Annotated in this window: 16 protein-coding genes; 4 read left to right on the forward strand and 12 right to left on the reverse strand. The window is 67.4% G+C overall.

All coding sequences use genetic code 11. The annotated features are described in order from the left end of the window. Positions 1-8 precede the first annotated feature (8 nt). Positions 9-1,253: an APC family permease gene (locus PGN37_RS02935; RefSeq protein ID WP_335329522.1), complete on the forward strand. Its 1,245-nt coding sequence runs from the start codon at positions 9-11 to the stop codon at positions 1,251-1,253. Here PGN37_RS02935 and PGN37_RS02940 read toward each other — a convergent pair. From PGN37_RS02940 to PGN37_RS02990, 11 genes are all read right to left on the reverse strand, one after another. Further along, positions 1,216-1,896: a response regulator gene (locus PGN37_RS02940; RefSeq protein WP_335329523.1), complete on the reverse strand. Its 681-nt coding sequence runs from the start codon at positions 1,894-1,896 to the stop codon at positions 1,216-1,218. The two genes, PGN37_RS02935 and PGN37_RS02940, sit on opposite strands and share 38 nt — an antisense overlap. Next, complete coding sequence (locus PGN37_RS02945; protein WP_335329524.1) at positions 1,893-4,442, reverse strand: sensor histidine kinase; 2,550 nt, start codon at positions 4,440-4,442, stop codon at positions 1,893-1,895. Before PGN37_RS02945 ends, PGN37_RS02940 begins: the two co-directional genes overlap by 4 nt. A gap of 7 nt (positions 4,443-4,449) precedes the next feature. Continuing rightward, entirely contained in the window at positions 4,450-5,325 is an 876-nt protein-coding gene (locus tag PGN37_RS02950; protein WP_335329525.1) for a potassium-transporting ATPase subunit C, read from the reverse strand. Positions 5,326-5,327: 2 nt separating this feature from the next. Then, complete coding sequence (gene kdpB, locus PGN37_RS02955; RefSeq protein WP_335329526.1) at positions 5,328-7,484, reverse strand: potassium-transporting ATPase subunit KdpB; 2,157 nt, start codon at positions 7,482-7,484, stop codon at positions 5,328-5,330. Then, entirely contained in the window at positions 7,484-9,154 is a 1,671-nt protein-coding gene (gene kdpA / locus PGN37_RS02960; protein ID WP_335329527.1) for a potassium-transporting ATPase subunit KdpA, read from the reverse strand. The genes kdpB and kdpA overlap by 1 nt, the downstream gene beginning before the upstream one ends. Continuing rightward, complete coding sequence (locus PGN37_RS02965) at positions 9,154-9,243, reverse strand: potassium-transporting ATPase subunit F (RefSeq protein ID WP_335329528.1); 90 nt, start codon at positions 9,241-9,243, stop codon at positions 9,154-9,156. Before PGN37_RS02965 ends, kdpA begins: the two co-directional genes overlap by 1 nt. Beyond that, positions 9,240-9,335, reverse strand: a complete 96-nt coding sequence (locus tag PGN37_RS02970) for a potassium-transporting ATPase (RefSeq protein ID WP_335329529.1) — start codon at positions 9,333-9,335, stop codon at positions 9,240-9,242. The genes PGN37_RS02965 and PGN37_RS02970 overlap by 4 nt, the downstream gene beginning before the upstream one ends. 223 nt (positions 9,336-9,558) lie before the next feature. Continuing rightward, positions 9,559-10,221, reverse strand: a complete 663-nt coding sequence (locus PGN37_RS02975) for a GntR family transcriptional regulator (protein WP_335329530.1) — start codon at positions 10,219-10,221, stop codon at positions 9,559-9,561. Positions 10,222-10,265: 44 nt separating this feature from the next. After that, positions 10,266-11,249 carry a transketolase family protein gene (locus PGN37_RS02980; RefSeq protein ID WP_335329531.1) on the reverse strand — a complete coding sequence of 328 codons (984 nt, stop codon included), beginning with the start codon at positions 11,247-11,249 and terminating at the stop codon, positions 10,266-10,268. After that, positions 11,246-12,082 (reverse strand): transketolase, encoded by an 837-nt coding sequence (locus PGN37_RS02985; protein ID WP_335329532.1) that lies wholly within the window; start codon positions 12,080-12,082, stop codon positions 11,246-11,248. Before PGN37_RS02985 ends, PGN37_RS02980 begins: the two co-directional genes overlap by 4 nt. Further along, a complete protein-coding gene (locus tag PGN37_RS02990) occupies positions 12,082-13,416 on the reverse strand; it encodes an MFS transporter (RefSeq protein ID WP_335329533.1) in 1,335 nt (444 codons plus the stop codon). Before PGN37_RS02990 ends, PGN37_RS02985 begins: the two co-directional genes overlap by 1 nt. A gap of 169 nt (positions 13,417-13,585) precedes the next feature. On the opposite strand from PGN37_RS02990, the gene PGN37_RS02995 reads away from it, so the two are divergent. The 3 genes from PGN37_RS02995 to PGN37_RS03005 are packed head-to-tail and all read left to right on the forward strand — an operon-like array spanning position 13,586 to position 16,484. Further along, positions 13,586-14,413, forward strand: a complete 828-nt coding sequence (locus PGN37_RS02995) for a sugar phosphate isomerase/epimerase family protein (RefSeq protein ID WP_335329534.1) — start codon at positions 13,586-13,588, stop codon at positions 14,411-14,413. Between the two features lie 9 nt (positions 14,414-14,422). Beyond that, positions 14,423-15,184, forward strand: a complete 762-nt coding sequence (locus PGN37_RS03000) for an SDR family NAD(P)-dependent oxidoreductase (RefSeq protein WP_335329535.1) — start codon at positions 14,423-14,425, stop codon at positions 15,182-15,184. A 10-nt stretch (positions 15,185-15,194) separates the two neighbouring features. After that, positions 15,195-16,484 (forward strand): uracil-xanthine permease family protein, encoded by a 1,290-nt coding sequence (locus tag PGN37_RS03005; protein ID WP_335329536.1) that lies wholly within the window; start codon positions 15,195-15,197, stop codon positions 16,482-16,484. On the opposite strand, the gene PGN37_RS03010 is transcribed toward PGN37_RS03005, so the two are convergent. Beyond that, positions 16,426-17,601, reverse strand: a complete 1,176-nt coding sequence (locus PGN37_RS03010; protein WP_335329537.1) for an acyl-CoA dehydrogenase family protein — start codon at positions 17,599-17,601, stop codon at positions 16,426-16,428. The genes PGN37_RS03005 and PGN37_RS03010 overlap by 59 nt on opposite strands. Positions 17,602-17,614: the final 13 nt, after the last annotated feature.

The raw sequence follows: 17,614 nt of genomic DNA on the forward strand, positions 1-17,614 counted from the left end.
TCCCTGGCGTGAGCACGCCTGGCCTGCAGCGCCGTCTGGGCACGGTCGACACCGTCGTGCTCGGCCTGGGCGCCATGATCGGCGCCGGGATTTTCGTCGCGCTCGCGCCCGCCGCGGCCGTCGCCGGCACCGGGTTGCTGATCGGCCTGGCTGTTGCCGCGGTCGTGGCCTGCTGCAACGCGCTGTCGTCGGCGTGGCTGGCCGCGCGCTACCCGCAGTCGGGCGGCACCTACGTCTACGGTCGAGAACGCCTGGGCCCGTTCTGGGGACACACCGCCGGCTGGAGCTTCGTGGTCGGCAAGACGGCGTCATGCGCGGCGATGGCGCTGACGGTCGGGCACTACGCCTGGCCCGCGCATGCGACGGCGGTCGCCGTGGCCTCCGTAGTGGCGCTGACGGCGATCGGCTATGCGGGCGTGCAGAAGTCCGCGCTGCTGACCCGCATCATCGTGGCCGTCGTACTCGCGGTCTTGGTGCTCGTGGTCGTGCTGATCGTCGGCGGTGGCGATCCGCGAACCGGTCGCTTGGCCGGAGACGATCCGTCGCCGTACGGCGTCCTGCAGGCGGCCGGGCTGCTGTTCTTCGCGTTCGCCGGATACGCCCGGATCGCGACGCTGGGCGAGGAGGTCCGCGACCCGGACCGCACCATCCCGCGAGCGGTGATGATCGCGCTCGGCATCACGCTCGTCGTCTACGCCGTCGTGGCGGTCGCGGTGCTCGCCGAGCTCGGCAGCACGCGACTGGCCGTCGCCGATGCGCCTCTGTCAGAAGCGATTCAGGCCGCCGGCTTCGGCAGCCTGACCCCAGTCGTCAGCGCCGGCGCGGCGATCGGTGCGCTGGGTGCCTTGCTGGCGCTGATGCTCGGGGTGTCGCGCACCACGCTGGCAATGGCCCGCGACCACCACCTGCCGCACGCGCTGGCCGCGGTGCATCCGCGCCACAGCACACCGCATCGCGCCGAACTGGCGGTCGGCGCCGTCGTCGCGGTCGTCACCGCACTGGTCGACGTGCGCGGCGCGATCGGTTTCTCGAGCTTCGGGGTCCTGCTCTACTACGCGATCGCGAATGCGTCGGCGTTCACGTTGGGCCGCCGCGTGGTGCCCGCAATCGGCCTGATCGGTTGCCTCACTCTGGCTTTCACATTGCCGCTGAGCTCCGTTACCGCAGGGGCCATGGTGGTGGCTGTCGGCATGGCAACGTATGCGGTGCAGCGGGTCAGGGCCGAAACCGGTGGCCCATCCCAGCTTCGGTGAGCAGGTGCATCGGGCTGGACGGATCGTCTTCGAGTTTGCGACGCAGCTGAGCCAGGTACACCCGCAGGTAGTGCGACGACTTCGCGTACGCCGGACCCCACACCTCGGTCAGCAATTGCTCACGGGTGACCAGCTTCCCGCTGTTGCGGACCAGGATCTCGAGAATCCCCCACTCGGTCGGCGTGAGGTGGACCAGCGCACCGTTCTTGGTGACTTCCTTCTTCCCCAGATCGACTGTGAACGACGATGTTTCGATCACGGGCTCGCTGCTGGGGCCTGCCACCGACGATCGGCGGACAGCGGCCCGCAGCCGGGCGAGGAACTCGTCCATGCCGAACGGCTTGGTGACGTAGTCGTCGGCGCCGGCATCGAGTGCGGCCACCTTGTCCGTGGCGTCGGTGCGCGCCGACAGGACCAGCACGGGTGCGGTCAGCCAGCCACGCAGACCGGCGAGCACGTCGATGCCGCTCATGTCCGGAAGCCCGAGATCGAGCACCACGACGTCCGGCCGGAAGTCGGCGGCCAGGCGTAGCGCCTCGGAACCGGTCGCGGCGACCTTCACGTCATAGCCGCGGACAGACAGGTTGATCCGCAACGCGCGCAGGATCTGGGGTTCGTCGTCGATGACGAGAACGCGCGTCATCGCTGCCCCTCCTGCGGAGCCGCGAGGTCGATCTCGACGGTGAGACCCCCACCGGGGGTGTCACCGACGGAGATCGAACCACCCATCGCTTCGACGAAGCCGCGGGCGACGGACAGTCCGAGACCGACACCGCTGCTGTTGTCCTGATCGCCAAGCCGCTGGAACGCCTCGAAGATCTGCTCCTCGCTTCCGCGGGCTATTCCCGGCCCCTCGTCGGCGACGGCGATCAGCACACGGTCGCCCACCCGGCCCGCGGTCACACGGACTGGCCGCTCGGGTGCGTAGCGCAGCGCGTTGTCGATAAGGTTGGCCAGCACGCGTTCGAGCAGGCCGCCGTCGGCCATGACGACCTGGTGTCCCACATCGACTTTCACGCGGTCGACCTGTTCGGCACGGCCGTAACCGGTGACCCCTCGGCTGATGCCGACCAATGCGCGCTGCACTGTTTCCTCCAGATACACGTGGCTCAGCTGCGGCCGGACCACGCCTGCCGCGAGCCTCGACGAATCGAGCAGGTTCCCGACGAGCGCAGTGAGTTGATCGATCGACTCCTCGATGGTGGCGAGCAGTTCCGCTGTGTCCGTGGGCGAGAACGCGATGTCGGTGCTACGCAGACTCGACACGGCTGCCTTGGCGCCGGCCAGTGGGGTGCGCAGATCGTGACTGACGGCCGAGAGCAGGGAGCGTCGCAGCTCGTCCGCGCGCGCGATGCTCTCGGCTTCACCGGCCTCTTCGGTGAGCTCTCGCTGACGTACCAGGCCGGCGGCCTGCTTGGCGACCGCGGTCAGCACCCTGCGGTCGCGGGCTTGCAGTTTCTTGCCCGCGAGCAGCAGCCAGAACTCGTCGTCGCCCACTTCGATCGCGGTGTCCGCCGTGTCGACGTCGACGCACGGATCGGTGCCCACGCAGCCGACGATCGCCTCGACGTCGTCGTCGCCCCGTCGCAGGAGGCTGACGGCACGCTGCGAATAGGTTTCCCGCACCTTCTCGAGGAGGGTGTCGAGATCGGCACCCCGCAGCACCGACCCGGCGAACAGGGCGAGCAGTTCTGCCTCCTGGGAGGCGCGCCGAGCCTCGCGGCTGCGGTTGACCGAACTGTCCACCAGTGCGGCGACGGCGACAGCGACCATGAGGAGAACGACGACGGTGACGGCGCTGTCGGGCTGGGCGATCGTGAAGGTGTAGCGCGGTTCGACGAGGAAGTAGTTCAGCAGGAGGCCCGACAAGGCCGCCGATAGCGCAGCCGCTGCGACGCCGCCCAGCAGCGCCACGACGAGCACGCCGATGAAGAACAGTGCGCTTTCACCGTTGACGTCCAGGAACGTGTCGAGGAACCCGACGATCAACGCGCAGATCGCCGACGGCACGATCACAGCGGCCAGCCACGACGTCACATGGCGGCTCCGTGGCGACAGCGATGCCCACCGGAATCCCTGCGCGGCCTGCGGGTGGGTCACCATGTGGACGTCGATCTTCTCCGAGTCCTGGACCACGGTCGCGCCGATGCCCTCGTCGAAGATGCGCGCCCAGCGCGAACGCCGCGAGGTGCCCAGCACCAACTGGGTGGCGTTCATCTCGCGGGCGAAGTCGAGGAGGGCCGCAGGAACGTCGTCCCCGACCACGGTGTGCAGCGTCGCGCCGAGGCTGGTCACCAGTTCACGGACCTTGCCCATGTGCGAGGCGGACACTCCGGAGAGTCCGTCACCGCGCACCACGTGCACGACCATGAGCTCTGCGCTGGACTTCGACGCGATGCGGGAGGCACGGCGGACGAGGGTCTCCGACTCGGGGCCGCCGGTGACGGCGACGACGACACGCTCGCGCGCCTCCCAGGTCGCCGTGATGTCGTTTTCCTCGCGGTACTTTGCCAGCGCCGCATCGACCTGATCGGCCAGCCACAGCAGCGCCAACTCCCGCAGCGCGGTGAGGTTGCCGCGCCGGAAGTAGTTGCTCAATGCAGCGTCGATGCGTTCCGGTGCGTAGACGTTGCCGTGAGAGAGCCTGCGCCGCAGCGCTTCCGGTGTGATGTCGACCAGTTCGATCTGATCGGCGGCCCGGACGACTTCGTCGGGCACTTTCTCCTGCTGCTCGATGCCGGTGATCTGGGTGACGACGTCGTTGAGGCTCTCCAAGTGCTGGACGTTCACGGTGGTGACCACGGTGATGCCGGCGTCGCGGAGCTCTTCGACGTCCTGCCAGCGTTTGGCGTTCTTGCTTCCCGGTGTGTTGGTGTGGGCCAACTCGTCGACGAGCACCACCTGCGGCTTGCGCTCGAGGATCGCCGGTACGTCGAGCTCGGGGAAGTCACTGCCGCGGTAGGAGATGCAGCGCGGCGGGATGACCTCGATGCCCTCGAACAGCTCGGCGGTCTTCTTGCGGCCGTGGGTCTCGACCACACCGGCGACCAGATCGGTGCCCCGCTCGATACGCCGGTGGGCCTCCCCGAGCATCGCGTAGGTCTTGCCGACGCCGGGAGCTGCGCCCAGATAGATACGCAGCTCTCCGCGTCTCGGCTTGTGGCCGGCTGGGGTGGCGGTGTCCGGCACGCTGGCATCAGCTCCTGGCGGGGTACTGCTCGTCGAGGGCGAGGTTCAATTCCAGCACGTTGACCCGGGGCTCACCCAAGAACCCGAGTGTCCGCGAGGAGGTGTGGTCGGCGACGACGGCCTCGATCTGCTGCGGGGACACTCCGCGCGCCCGGGCGACGCGCCCGACCTGCAGGTCGGCGTAGGCCGGTGAGATGTGCGGATCGAGCCCGCTGCCGCTGGCGGTGACGGCGTCGGCGGGCACCGCCGGGTCGGCCGGCGCGCTTCCGCGGATCGGCACGATCTGGCCGCCGCTATAGTCCTCGCCCGACTTGGCGCATTCCACGCGGACGCCCTCGTAGGTGGTCAGGAACGGCGCCGCGACGCTGTCAAACGGTTCGTTGACGCTGACCACCCGGGTCGGGTCGACGACTTTGCCGCTCAGATCGCGCGGGCCGAACACCGACAGCACCGCACCCACGCCGCCGCTGGTGCAGAACGACCGCGATCCGTCGACGCCCTCGAGGTCGCCGATCGCCTTGCTGCGTGTGCACACCGTGGTGAGGAGGCTGGGTTTGTCGGGGGTGTCCACGATGCTCTCCGGGCCCAGGTTGCTGGCGCTGGTGGCCATGGGGTCGTAGCCGTCCCCGGCCGCCGAAGCACGGCTCTGGAAGTACTGCGGCAGCGCGTTTCCGTCGGAGTCGGTGAACGATTGCCCGATGAGGCTGCTGCCGACGGGCTTTCCGTTGGCCTCGATGATCGAGCCGTCCGCCTTGTCCGAGAGTCCGGGGATCTGCGCCAGCAGCCAGATCAGCAGCGGATAGGCGATGCCGAGGATCACGGTGAAGACGAGCAGGGCGCGCAGCGCAGCCCAGTGCTGCCGAACGAGATTCGAGATGGTCATGGTCACATTCCTGGGAAGAGTTGGACGACGAGATCGATCATCTTGATGCCGATGAACGGCGCCACGATCCCACCGATTCCGTAGAGGGAGAGGTTGCGGCTCAACAGCTTCGACGCACTGCTCGGCGTGTACCGGACACCGCGCAGAGCGAGCGGGATGAGGGCCACGATCACCAGGGCGTTGAAGACGACCGCCGAGAGGATCGCCGACTGCGGGCTGTGCAACCGCATGATGTTCAGCAGATCGAGCCCGGGGAACAGGCCCACGAACAGCGCCGGGATGATCGCGAAGTACTTCGCGATGTCGTTGGCGATGCTGAACGTCGTCAACGCGCCGCGCGTGATGAGCAGCTGCTTGCCGATCTCCACGATCTCGATCAGCTTGGTCGGGTCGGAGTCGAGATCGACCATGTTGCCGGCTTCTTTGGCCGCCGACGTGCCGCTGTTCATCGCGACACCGACGTCGGCCTGCGCCAGGGCGGGCGCGTCGTTGGTGCCGTCGCCCGTCATCGCGACCAGCTTCCCGCCGGCCTGCTCCTTCTTGATCAACGCCATCTTGTCTTCCGGCGTGGCTTCAGCCAGGAAGTCGTCGACCCCTGCTTCGTCGGCGATCGCCTTGGCGGTCAACGGATTGTCACCCGTGATCATCACGGTGCGGATACCCATGCGGCGCATCTCGTCGAAGCGCTCGCGCATGCCCTCTTTGACAACGTCTTTGAGGTGGATGACCCCGAGAACCCGTGCGGCACTGCCGCGCACCTCACCGACGACCAGCGGTGTGCCGCCGGCGGCGGAGATGCCGTCGACGATGTCACCGAGCTGGGTGGGTACCTCGCCGCCCTGGGTGCGCACCCAGTCGGCGACCGAACTGGCAGCGCCCTTGCGGAGCTGGTGGTCACCGGCCTCGTCTGTCAGGTCGACGCCCGACATCCTTGTGGTGGCAGAGAATTCGATCCAGGTCGCGTGTGCGAGTTCTCCCGGAGTACGCGCGCGCAGACCGTACTGCTGTTTGGCGAACACGACGATCGAGCGGCCCTCGGGGGTCTCGTCGGCCAGGCTGGACAGTTGCGCCGCGTCGGCGAGCTGATCGTCGCTGACGCCGTCGACCGGTACGAACGCCCCCGCCTGCCGGTTGCCCAGTGTGATGGTGCCGGTCTTGTCCAGCAGCAGGGTGTTGACGTCGCCGGCGGCCTCGACGGCGCGGCCAGACATGGCCAACACGTTGCGCTGCACGAGGCGATCCATTCCGGCGATACCGATGGCCGACAGCAGCGCACCGATCGTGGTCGGGATGAGGCACACGAGAAGCGAGACCATCACGATGCCGGTCACGCCACTTCCGCCCAGCGCCACGCTGTCCGGAACGCCCGGGTTGTTCGCCTTCGAATAGATCGCCAGCGGCTGCAGCGTCGCGACGGCGAACACGAAGATGATCGTCAACGAGGCCAGCAAGATGTTCAGCGCGATCTCGTTGGGAGTCTTCTGTCGGTTGGCGCCCTCGACGAGCGCGATCATCCGGTCGATGAAACTCTCGCCCGGCTTCTGCATGATGCGGACGACGATGCGGTCCGACAGCACCGTGGTGCCGCCGGTGACGGCCGACCTGTCGCCGCCGGACTCGCGGATCACCGGCGCGGATTCGCCGGTGATGGCCGATTCGTCCACCGAGGCAATGCCTTCCACGACGTCGCCATCACCGGGGATCACCTGGCCGGCCTCGACGACCACGGCGTCGCCCTGCTGCAGCAGCGGAGCGGCGATCTCCTCCTCACGCCCGCGCTGTCCCGGCTGCCAGTCCACCAGCCTGCGGGCCATCGTCGAGGTCTTCGTCTTGCGCAGCGATTCCGCCTGCGCCTTCCCGCGGCCCTCCGCGACGGCTTCGGCCAGGTTCGCGAAAACGACTGTGAGCCAGAGCCACACGACAATGAGCACGCCGAACCACGTCGGATCGACGATGACCAGGAACGTGCTCCAGACCGCGCCCAACTCGACGATGAACATGACCGGGTTGCGCCACAGGGTGCGAGGGTCGAGTTTGGCCAACGCACTGGGCAGGGACTTCCGGATCATCGCCGGGTCCAGGAGCCCTCCCTGGATCTTTCCCTGGGGCGACGACGAGGAGCGCTTCGTCTGCGCGGCCTCGATGGTGGTGACAGACATCAGTGGATTCCTTCAGCGAGGGGCCCGAGCGCGAGCATGGGCAGAAAGGTCAGAGCGACCAGGATCAGTGTCACGCCGGCGACCATGCCGACGAACTGTGGCCGGTGGGTGGGCAACGTCCCGATCGACTCCGGTGTCTTGCCCTGCCGGGCAAGCGAACCGGCGAGAGCGAGCGCGAAGATGATCGGTAGGAAGCGGCCGAAGGCCATCGCCAGACCGAGCGCGGTATTGTACCACTCGGTGTTGACGGTGATCCCCGCGAAAGCCGAGCCGTTGTTGTTGCCCGCAGACGTGAAGGCGTACAGGACTTCCGACAGTCCGTGGGGACCGCTGTTCAGCATCCCGGCCCGCTGTCCGGGCAGTGCCATCGCGACGGCGGTTCCGGTCAGCACGATCAACGGCGTGATCAGGAAATAGGTCGCCGCCAGCTTGATCTCACGCGGAGTGATCTTCTTCCCGAGGTACTCGGGAGTGCGGCCGACCATCAGTCCCGCGACGAACACGGTGATGACCGCGAGGATCAACATGCCGTACAGGCCGGAGCCGACACCACCGGGGGCGACCTCGCCCAATTGCATGTTGAACATCGTCATCATGCCGCCGAGGCTGGTGTAGGAGTCGTGGAAGGAGTTCACGGCACCGGTCGACGTGAGTGTGGTGGACGCGGCGAAGACCGCCGAATCCGCCACTCCGAAACGCTGTTCCACGCCTTCCATCGCCGAGCCGACCGCGGTCGGCACGGTGCCGTGGGCCTGCAGCTGGAACAGCATCGTCAGGCTGACACTGATCGTGGCGATGACGCCCATCACGGCGACGATCGCATACCCCTGCTTGCGGCTGCCGACCATGCGGCCGAACGTGCGGGGCAGCGAGAACGCGATCACGAGGATGAGGAAGATCTGGATCCAGTTGGTCCACGTCGTCGGATTCTCGAACGGATGGGCGGAGTTGACGTTGTAGAAGCCACCGCCATTGGTGCCGAGTTCCTTGATGACCTCCTGGCTCGCGACCGGCCCGCCGGGGATGGTCTGCTGGGCGCCGGTGAGGGTGTTCACGACCTGATCGTGGAGCGCGAAGTTCTGGATCACGCCGCCGGCGATCAGGATGATCGCACCGATGATGGACAGCGGCAACAGGATTCGGATGCTGCCACGCACCAGGTCGACCCAGAAGTTGCCGAGTTCGCTGGTGTTGCGTCGAGCGAGCCCGCGCACGAATGCCATGGCCACGGCCATGCCGACGGCTGCGGAGACGAAGTTCTGCACCGCCAGTCCCGCCATCTGCACCAGGTGACCCTGTGTCGACTCTCCGGAGTAGGCCTGCCAGTTGGTGTTGGTGACGAAGCTGACCGCGGTGTTCCAGGCCAGCGCGGGCGTCATGGAGGTGGCCGGGTCGTTCAGGTGCAGCGGCAGTTTTCCCTGCACCAGTTGCAAAGTGAACAGGAACAGGACGCTGACCGCCGAGAAGGCGAGCACGCTGCGGGCGTAGGCGCCCCAGGTCTGCTCAGCCTTCGGATCGGCACCGATCAGCCGGTAGATCACGCGCTCCCCGCCGAGGTGCTTCTCGGACGAGTAGACGCGGTACATGTAATCGCCCAGCGGCACATGGACGGCCACCAACGCGACGACGAGCGAGACAAGGAAGAGGATCCCCGCGGTGGTACTGCTCACTAGAACCTCTCGGGAAAGAGTAGGGCGGCGAACAAGAAAAGCGCGACCAGGATCGACAGCACCAGGCCGACGATGTTCTCGTAGCTCATAACTTCTCGACCAGCTTCTGCACCAGGCCGAGGACGGCGAAGACCGCCACCGTCAGAGCGACGAAGATGACTACGGACACGGGACCAGACACGGGGTTACTCCCACACGAGTGCAGGCCTGCGGATTTCACAGGCCTTCCACACCTTGTGCCTGCCTGGCTCCAAGGGCCAGCGTCTTTACGACTTTTTGACGCCGCCCCGGCGGTCCTTTACGGCATTCTTTCGAGGCGGCCCTTGTCGACCTTCCGACGGGGTCGAAGACCCGTATTCGGGGCCTTTACGGGTGCCGTTCGCACGCCGGCCGGGTGGTCGGCCCTACGAACCCACCAACGTCTGGGCCGCACCGGCCATGTGCTCGCGCACGGTCGCGGCGGCCGCGCCGGCATCGCCCGCTTCGATGGCCTCGACGATCGCCAGATGGCGATGGACGTCCATGTTCTTCAGGGCACGGTCGACCCCGGCGAACATGATCGACATCCGGATGCTGCCCTCCAGCGACGACCAGGAGTGCACCAGTGTCTCGTTGCCGGTGAGCTGGCACATGGTGCGGTGGAAGCGCAGATCGGCCTCGATGCGATCCTCCAGATTCGACGCCGACCACCGGTCCATGTCGTCGACGGCCTTACGCAGCGCCGCCCCGGCGTCGGCGCGGTCGTCACGGCCGGCCAGCAATGTGGCGGCCAGCGATTCGAGTGCGGCGCGGACATCGAAGATGTCGGCGATCTCCTTGGCGTCGAGGTGGCGCACCGACAGCCGGCCCCGTGCGCCCGCCGAGATGAGGCCCTCCTGCTGGAGTTGGCGCATCGCCTCGCGCAGCGTGCCGCGGCTGATCTGCAGCGCCTCCGACAGCTCGGTCTCCACCAGGTGGGTGCCGGGAGTGAGCTGCCCCGTGGTGATGGCGCGCCGCAGCGCGGTGAGCGCCTGCTGACGCAGGGAAGTCTTCTCCAACCGCAGCAGCGACGTGGCGTCGACCGACATGACGGACTCCCTGATTGTCAACATTTGGCTGTCGACACTGAATCCTACAGTCGCTCGAGGACCGTCGCGACGATCCGCGCCGTCGACAGGCCGTAGCGATCGTGCAGAGTGGGCAGCGCCCCCGCGTCGAGGAACTCGTCCGGCAGTCCGATCGGCGTGATCCTGGCACCCAGGCCGCGCCGGGCCGCCATCGCGGCGACGGTCTCGAAGAGGCCGCCGACCACGGTGTGGTTCTCACATGTCAACACCAACCGGTCCGAATCAATCTGCGCGGCAACGGTATCCGCGTCGAACGGTTTGATCGTCGGGCTGTGCACCACGGCGACGTCGACGTTGTGGCCGGCCAGCTCCTCGGCCGCCTGGAGCGCGCGCATGGTCATCAACCCCGACGAGATCAACACGACGTCGGCTCCGTCGCGCAGCACCTTCGCCTTCCCGAGCTCGAAACGGTAGTCGTACTCGTCCAGCACGGTGGGCACGTTCCCGCGCAGCAGCCGCAGGTACGTCGGGCCCGGGTGCTCGGCGAGCTGCGGGACGGCCTGGGCGATGTCGACCGAATCGCACGGGTCCACGATCGTCAGGTTCGGCATGCCTCTGAAGATCGCGATGTCCTCGGTGGCCTGGTGCGACGGACCGTAACCCGTTGTCAGACCTGGCAATCCGCCGACCACGTTGACGTTGAGGTTGGGCTCGGCGATGTCGAGGCAGATGAAGTCGTAGGCACGCCGCGCGGCGAACACCGCGTAGGTCGACGCGAACGGCACCAGCCCCGTCTCCGCCATGCCCGCAGCGGCGCCGAACAGCAGCTGCTCGGCCATACCCATCTGGAAGAAGCGGTCGGGGAACGCCTGGGCGAAGATGTGCATGTCGGTGTACTTGCCGAGATCGGCGGTCAGCCCGACGATGCGCTCGTCGCGTTGGGCGGCCTCGACGAGGGCATGCCCGAACGGCGCGGGCGTGGTCTTCTGCCCGGGGTCGGCGAACGATGCGATCATCGCCGAGGTCTTGAGTTTGGTTGCAGAGGTCATGCCGGCACTCCTCGGTAGCCTTCGGTCAGTTGATCGCGGCAGATCTGCCACTCGTCGGCGTCGATACGCATGAAGTGCGCCTTCTCCCGCTGCTCCAGCATCGGCACCCCTCGGCCGATCTTGGTGTCGCACAGGATGACCGACGGCCGGTCGGTGTCAGCATCTGAGATGCGGTCGAAGGCGTCCAGCAGCGCGTCGACGTCGTTGCCGTCGACCCGCTGCACGTTCCAGCCGCACGCCGCCCATTTGTCGATGACGGGTTCGGTGCGCAGGACCCCGATGGTGGGGCCGTCGGCCTGCAGCGCGTTGATGTCCACCATCGCGATCAGGTTTCCGAGCGCGTGATGCGAGGCGCCGATCGCAGCCTCCCAGGTCGACCCTTCGTCGAGCTCACCGTCGGACAGGAAGTTGATCACCCGTGCCGTCGACCCCTGGTGGCGGAGCCCCAGCGCCATCCCAACCGCCACAGTGAGGCCGTGGCCGAGCGATCCCCCTGAGATCTCCATTCCCGGTGTGTAGCTTGCCATTCCGGACATCGGCAGCCGCGAGTCGTCGGATCCGTAGCTGTCGAGTTCGTCGACGTCGATGATGCCGGCTTCGGCGAGTGCGGCGTACAGGCCGATCGCGTAGTGACCGGTCGAGAGCAGGAACCGGTCGCGGCCCTCCCAGTGCGGATCGTCGGCGCGGTAGGTGAGCTGGTCGGCGTAGACGGCGGCGAACATGTCGGCAGCCCCAAGGGCCTGGCCGACGTAGCCCTGCCCCTGCGCCTCCCCCATGTTCAGGACGTGGTGACGCATCCGGTAGGCCGCCTCACGTACCCGTTGCGCGCGCATCAGGCGGCCATCGCGGGCTGCTGGCCAGCGGCGACGTCGGCAGCCTTGCGCTCGGCCGGACCCCATGTCTCGCGGGTCATCAGGGCGGCCCAGAGCCCGATCGCGGCGTAGACCGAGAACAGCACGGCCGGTCCGACCCAGCCGAAGCCCTCGTAGAGAAGCGTGGTGATGAACGGGGTGAATCCGGAGACCATCGCCGAGATCTGGTAGGCCAGTGAGGCTCCCGAGGCGCGGGTGTTCGCGGTGAAGAGTTCGGGGAACCAGGCACCTTGGGCGCCGGCGAGGGCGTTCTGGCACACGCCGTAAGCGATGACGAAGGTCGCGACGATCAGCACCAGTAGGCCGGTGTTGACCAGGAGGAACATCAGCACGCCGAAGGGGATGGCGAAGGCGCACACGCCGATGTAGACGGGCCGCCTGCCGATCTTGTCGGTCAACCGCGCCCACGCCATCGTGGCGAAGATGCCGAGGAACGAGGCGACGCACAGCGCGACCAGGGTCTCGGTCTTGGTGGCCAGCTGGGCGCTCTTGAGGTAGCTGATCATGTAGGTGATCGAGACGGCGTAGCCGGCGGTCTCGGCGATGCGAAGACCGATGCCGCGCAGGATGTTCCGCCAGTCGCGCTTGACCACCTCGACGATCGGCGCCTTGACGATGTCGCCTTTGTCCTTGACGTTCTCGAACACCGGGGACTCGGGCACCTTGGCGCGGATGATCAGACCGACGACCACGAGCACGATGCTTGCCAGGAACGGCACCCGCCAGGCCCAGTCGCCGCCGAGGTGCACGCTGACCAGGAACACGAGGTTCGCGAGCAGCAGCCCGACCGGGAAGCCGGCCTGCACGATGCCGGTGTACCGGCCCTTCTGCTTCCACGGTGCGTGCTCGTAGCTCATCAGGATCGCGCCGCCCCACTCGGCACCGAAGGCCAGACCCTGGATGATGCGGACGGTCACCAGCAGGATCGGCGCAGCCACACCGGCCATGGCGTAGGTAGGCAGCAGGCCGATCGCGAAGGTGGCCAGCCCCATGACGATCAGCGAGGCGACGAGCACCGGCTTGCGTCCGACCTTGTCGCCGAGGTGGCCACCGATGATGCCGCCGAGCGGGCGTGCCGCGAAGCCGACGCCGAGAGTCGCGAATGCGGCCAGTGTGCCGGCGACGGGGCTGGAGTTCGGGAAGAACGCGGTGCCGAAGTAGAGCGCCGCCGCGGTGCCGAACCCGATGAAGTCGTAGGTCTCGATGACGGCACCGACCCCGGAACCGATCGCGACCCGTTTGGCGTCCTTCGTGCCGTGCACCGGACCCCGCATCGTCAGAGCGTCATCGCTCATGATGGCCATCCTTTCAAAGATCCGCGTCACTGTCGACGGTCAACAGTGCGCTGCGTCACTCAGTGTGAGCCCGCGCACATCCATTGTCAACAGTCGACACAATCTTCTTGTCGGTAGTTGACTGTTGACAGTCAACTCAACTATTGTGGCCGCTATCACAGGAGGTGACATGACCGAAGTGCACTCCCGCCTTGGCTGCTCGACCATCAGCTTTCGGCACCAACCACTCGACGAAGCCGTCGCGACTATTGCCGGCCTGGGCTTTTCCGAGATCGACCTCGGCGCCCTGCCCGGTGTCTGCGACCACGTGCCCTACGTCCTCGACGAGACGGCGGTGCGGCAGGTAGCGGCGACCGCCACCGCCTCGGGCCTTCACGTCCGCTCGATCAACGGCGACATCGGCGATCTGAACGCTGAGCTGTCCGCAGATGAGGCCGCCGCACGCCGGCGGCATCTGGACATGCTCGTCGCGCTCGCCGCCGCCACCGGGGCCCGCGCGCTCGTACTGCCGTGCGGCGCGCTCTCCCACACTCCCCTGGTGTCCCTCGACGACGACCTCGACCGGGTGGCCGACGAACTCATCACCGCCGCGCACGTCGCCGCAGCGTCCCGGGTCGAACTGTGGACCGAGTCGCTGCACTTCCACCGACTCTGCTGCGACATCACCCGCGCCCAAGCCCTTACCAGCCGCTTCGGCGCTGGAGTCGGCATCGTCATGGACTTCAGCCACATCGTTGCCTCCGGCGGCGACCCGCTGGACTTCGTCGCCCGCTTTGGTCCCCGCATCGCGCACGTCCACATCCGCGACGCCGTGCCCGGCAACATCAATCTCTCCGTCGGCAACGGGGCCGTCGATTTCGCCGGCGGCCTCAAGGCTTTGGCAGACGCCGGGTACCACGGCCACTTCTCGCTGGAGCTGGAAACCCGCGACATCACCCATGACGACCGACCCGCAGCGACGGCAACTGCCGCGCATTTGATTTCCGAACTGATCTAGGAGACACCCATGAAAACCGCAGTGATCACCGGCGCCACCTCCGACCGTGGCATCGGCATGACCGTCGCCCAGCGCTACGCGCGCGAAGGCTGGGCCGTCGTCATCCTCGACCTCGACGGCGAGAAGTCGGCCAAGGTGGCCGCCGAGATCGGCAACCAGTACACGGTGCCCGCGTTCGGCTGCGCGATCGACGTCACCTCCGAGGAATCGGTGGACGCCGCCCAGCAGTCCGTCGCCGCCGAGGTGGCGTCGGGCAACCTCCCGCCGGTCGGCGCGCTGGCCAACATCGCCGGCGTCACCTCACCCGTACCGTTCCTCGACACCACCCTCGAGCTCTGGAACACGGTGATGGCGGTCAATGCGACGGGCACCTACCTGGTCACCAAGGCCTTTCTGCCCGGCATGATCGAGCAGGGGTGGGGCCGCATCGTGAACATGTCCTCTGTGTCCGCGCAGCGCGGCGGCGGCGTGTTCGGCAAGGTGCCCTACTCGTCGGCCAAGGCCGCGATCCTCGGTTTCACCAAAGCGCTCGCCCGGGAGATCGCCGCCACCGGCGTCACCGTCAACGCAGTAACCCCCGGTGCAGTCGACACCAACATCCGGGTCGGCTCGACCGACGAGCAGGAGGCCAAGCTGGCCGCCGACATCCCCGTCGGCCGCACCGCCACCACCGAGGAGATCGCCGCGGTGATCACGTTCCTGTCCGGCGACGATGCGAGCTACCTCACTGGCACGACCGTTGACATCAACGGAGGCAGCCACATTCACTAGAGTCTCGTGAATGCCTCTGGCCTGGAAGCGTGTCGATTCCCGAGCTGACCCGACCTTGGTCGTCGCGCCAGACGAGCGGCTGAGCTGGCCCCGCACCGTCGGGCTGGGCGCGCAGCACGTCGTCGCGATGTTCGGGGCGACGTTCCTGGTGCCGGTCCTGACCGGCTTTCCGCCGGCCACCACGCTGCTGTTCTCCGGTGTCGGCACGGTGCTGTTCCTGCTGATCACCGGCAATCGCCTGCCCAGCTACCTGGGGTCGAGTTTCTCGGTGATCGCGCCGATCACCGCGGCGGTGGCGTCCGACGGCGCAGGCAGCGCGCTCGGCGGCATCATCGCCGTCGGTGTGCTGCTGATGATCGTCGGCGCCGTCGTGCACGTCGCGGGCACCCGGTGGATCGACCTGACGCTGCCCCCCGTCGTCACGGGGGCGATCGTCGCGCTGATCGGGCTGAACCTGGCGCCGGTGGCCAAGCAGAACTTCGAGAAGGGCCCGGTGCTCGGGGTCGTGACGCTGGTGCTGCTGGTCGCGGTGCTCGCGTTCTTCCGCGGCATGATCGGCCGGTTGGCGATCTTCCTCGCGGTCGCGGTGGGATACGTGCTGGCGCTGATCCTCGGCCAGATCGACACCTCGGGCATCGCGGCCGCACCCTGGATCGGGTTGCCGCAGTTCCAGACTCCGACGTTCTCGCTGTCGGTGCTCCCGCTGTTCCTGCCCGCCGTGGTCGCGTTGATCGCCGAGAACATCGGGCACGTCAAGTCGGTGGGACAGATGACGCAACGCGACATGGACCCGCTGATGGGCCGGGCACTGGCCGCCGATGGCGTGGCCACCACGCTCGCCGGCTTCGGCGGCGGCTCGGCCACCACGACCTACGCCGAGAACATCGGCGTGATGGCCGCGACCCGCGTCTACTCGACCGCGCCGTACTGGGTCGCCGCGGGCGTCGCGATCCTGCTCTCGTTGTGCCCCAAGGTCGGAGCCGCGATCTCCGCCGTTCCCGCCGGCGTGCTCGGCGGCGCGACCGTGGTGCTCTACGGCCTGGTCGGCATTCTCGGCGTCCGGATCTGGCTGACCAACCACGTGGACTTCTCGCTGCCGGTCAATCAGATGACCGCGGCCATCCCGCTGATCATCGGTATCGCCGACTTCACCTGGACCGTGGGCGGTCTGCAGTTCACCGGGATCGCGCTGGGCTCGATCGCCGCGCTGATCGTCTACCACGGCATGCGGCTACTCGGCCTCAGAGGGGATCGAGCAACGCGGCCGGACCCCGGTTCATCAGTTGACGCGCCACGATGATCCGCTGAATTTCGCTGGCGCCCTCCCAGATTCGCTCGACCCGTAGCTCACGGAACAGTCGCTCGGCCACGTTCTCACGCATGTAACCACGCCCCCCGAAGATCTGCACCGCACGGTCGGCCACCCGCCCGGCCATCTCCGAGCAGAACAACTTCGTCATCGACGCCTGCCCGTGCAGCGTCTTGCGGTCGTGGCCGGCGTCGATCGCGCGAGCCACCTCGTAGAGCATCGTGCGCGCCGCGAACAGCTCGGTCGCGCAATCGGCGAGCATTCCCGCGACGAGCTGATGCTCACCGAGCGGCCTGCCCCCGACCGTCCGCTCCCGGGCGAAGGCGGTGACCTCGTCGAGCAACCGCTGCGCAGCACCCACGCATCGAGCGGCCACCATCATGCGCTCGAATCGGAACCAGTCCTGCGTGAACGTCATCGGGCCGCCCTCGGTGCCCACGAGGTTCTCCACCGGCACCCGCACGTCGCGAAACGCGACGATCGGATGCTCGTCGGCGATGTTGTGCGAATAGTGCGGTGAGCGAACGACTTCCATACCCGGCCACGGGATGTCGACGACGAGCAGGACGTGGTCGCCGGCATGTGGGCCGTCCGACAGCACAGCTTCCACGAAGACGTAGTCGGCCAGGTTGTACGACGTGACATGCCATTTGACGCCGTCGATGACGTACTCGTCGCCGTCCCGGCGCGCCGTGGTCTGCAGCGCAGACGTGTCGGAACCGGCGAATTCTTCCGTGATCGCGTAGGCCTCGTGCTTCTCGCCGCGGACCGTCGGCAGCAGCCACCGCTCGAGCTGGTGGTCGGTCGCCACCTCGGGCCACCACTGCGGAGGCGTGGCCATCACCCAGCCCAGGCCGTTGGTCACGCGACCGCACTGTTCCTGAACCAGGATCTGCTGCAGAGCGGTACACCCTCCCCCGCCGATCGAGGCGGGCATGTTGGTCGCGAACAGGCCGAGGGACATGGCGCGGGCGTGGTGCTCCGCGGTCACCTCCTTCGGTAGCACGCCGCCGGCCAGTTCAGCCTCCACTTCACGCGGTATCAGCGATTCCACGAACTCGCGGGCCGTATCGCGGATACGCAGATCCTCGTCGGTCAACCCGTACATCCGGCCCGCCTCT

It is taken from the genome of Mycobacterium kyogaense, assembly GCF_036946525.1.
GTDB classification, from domain to species: Bacteria; Actinomycetota; Actinomycetes; order Mycobacteriales; family Mycobacteriaceae; genus Mycobacterium; species Mycobacterium kyogaense_A.

Bases quoted from the DNA above. Each gene is read 5' to 3' on its own strand.
- PGN37_RS02940 (WP_335329523.1), bottom strand. From the start codon at position 1,896: ATGACGCGCGTTCTCGTCATCGACGACGAACCCCAGATCCTGCGCGCG.
- kdpB (WP_335329526.1), bottom strand. From the start codon at position 7,484: ATGTCTGTCACCACCATCGAGGCCGCGCAGACGAAGCGCTCCTCGTCG.
- PGN37_RS02985 (WP_335329532.1), bottom strand. From the start codon at position 12,082: ATGCGCGCGCAACGGGTACGTGAGGCGGCCTACCGGATGCGTCACCAC.
- PGN37_RS02975 (WP_335329530.1), bottom strand. From the start codon at position 10,221: ATGTCGGTCGACGCCACGTCGCTGCTGCGGTTGGAGAAGACTTCCCTG.
- PGN37_RS02995 (WP_335329534.1), top strand. From the start codon at position 13,586: ATGACCGAAGTGCACTCCCGCCTTGGCTGCTCGACCATCAGCTTTCGG.
- PGN37_RS02965 (WP_335329528.1), bottom strand. From the start codon at position 9,243: ATGAGCTACGAGAACATCGTCGGCCTGGTGCTGTCGATCCTGGTCGCG.
- PGN37_RS02950 (WP_335329525.1), bottom strand. From the start codon at position 5,325: ATGACCATCTCGAATCTCGTTCGGCAGCACTGGGCTGCGCTGCGCGCC.
- PGN37_RS03000 (WP_335329535.1), top strand. From the start codon at position 14,423: ATGAAAACCGCAGTGATCACCGGCGCCACCTCCGACCGTGGCATCGGC.
- PGN37_RS02980 (WP_335329531.1), bottom strand. From the start codon at position 11,249: ATGACCTCTGCAACCAAACTCAAGACCTCGGCGATGATCGCATCGTTC.
- PGN37_RS02990 (WP_335329533.1), bottom strand. From the start codon at position 13,416: ATGAGCGATGACGCTCTGACGATGCGGGGTCCGGTGCACGGCACGAAG.
- PGN37_RS03005 (WP_335329536.1), top strand. From the start codon at position 15,195: ATGCCTCTGGCCTGGAAGCGTGTCGATTCCCGAGCTGACCCGACCTTG.
- PGN37_RS03010 (WP_335329537.1), bottom strand. From the start codon at position 17,601: ATGTACGGGTTGACCGACGAGGATCTGCGTATCCGCGATACGGCCCGC.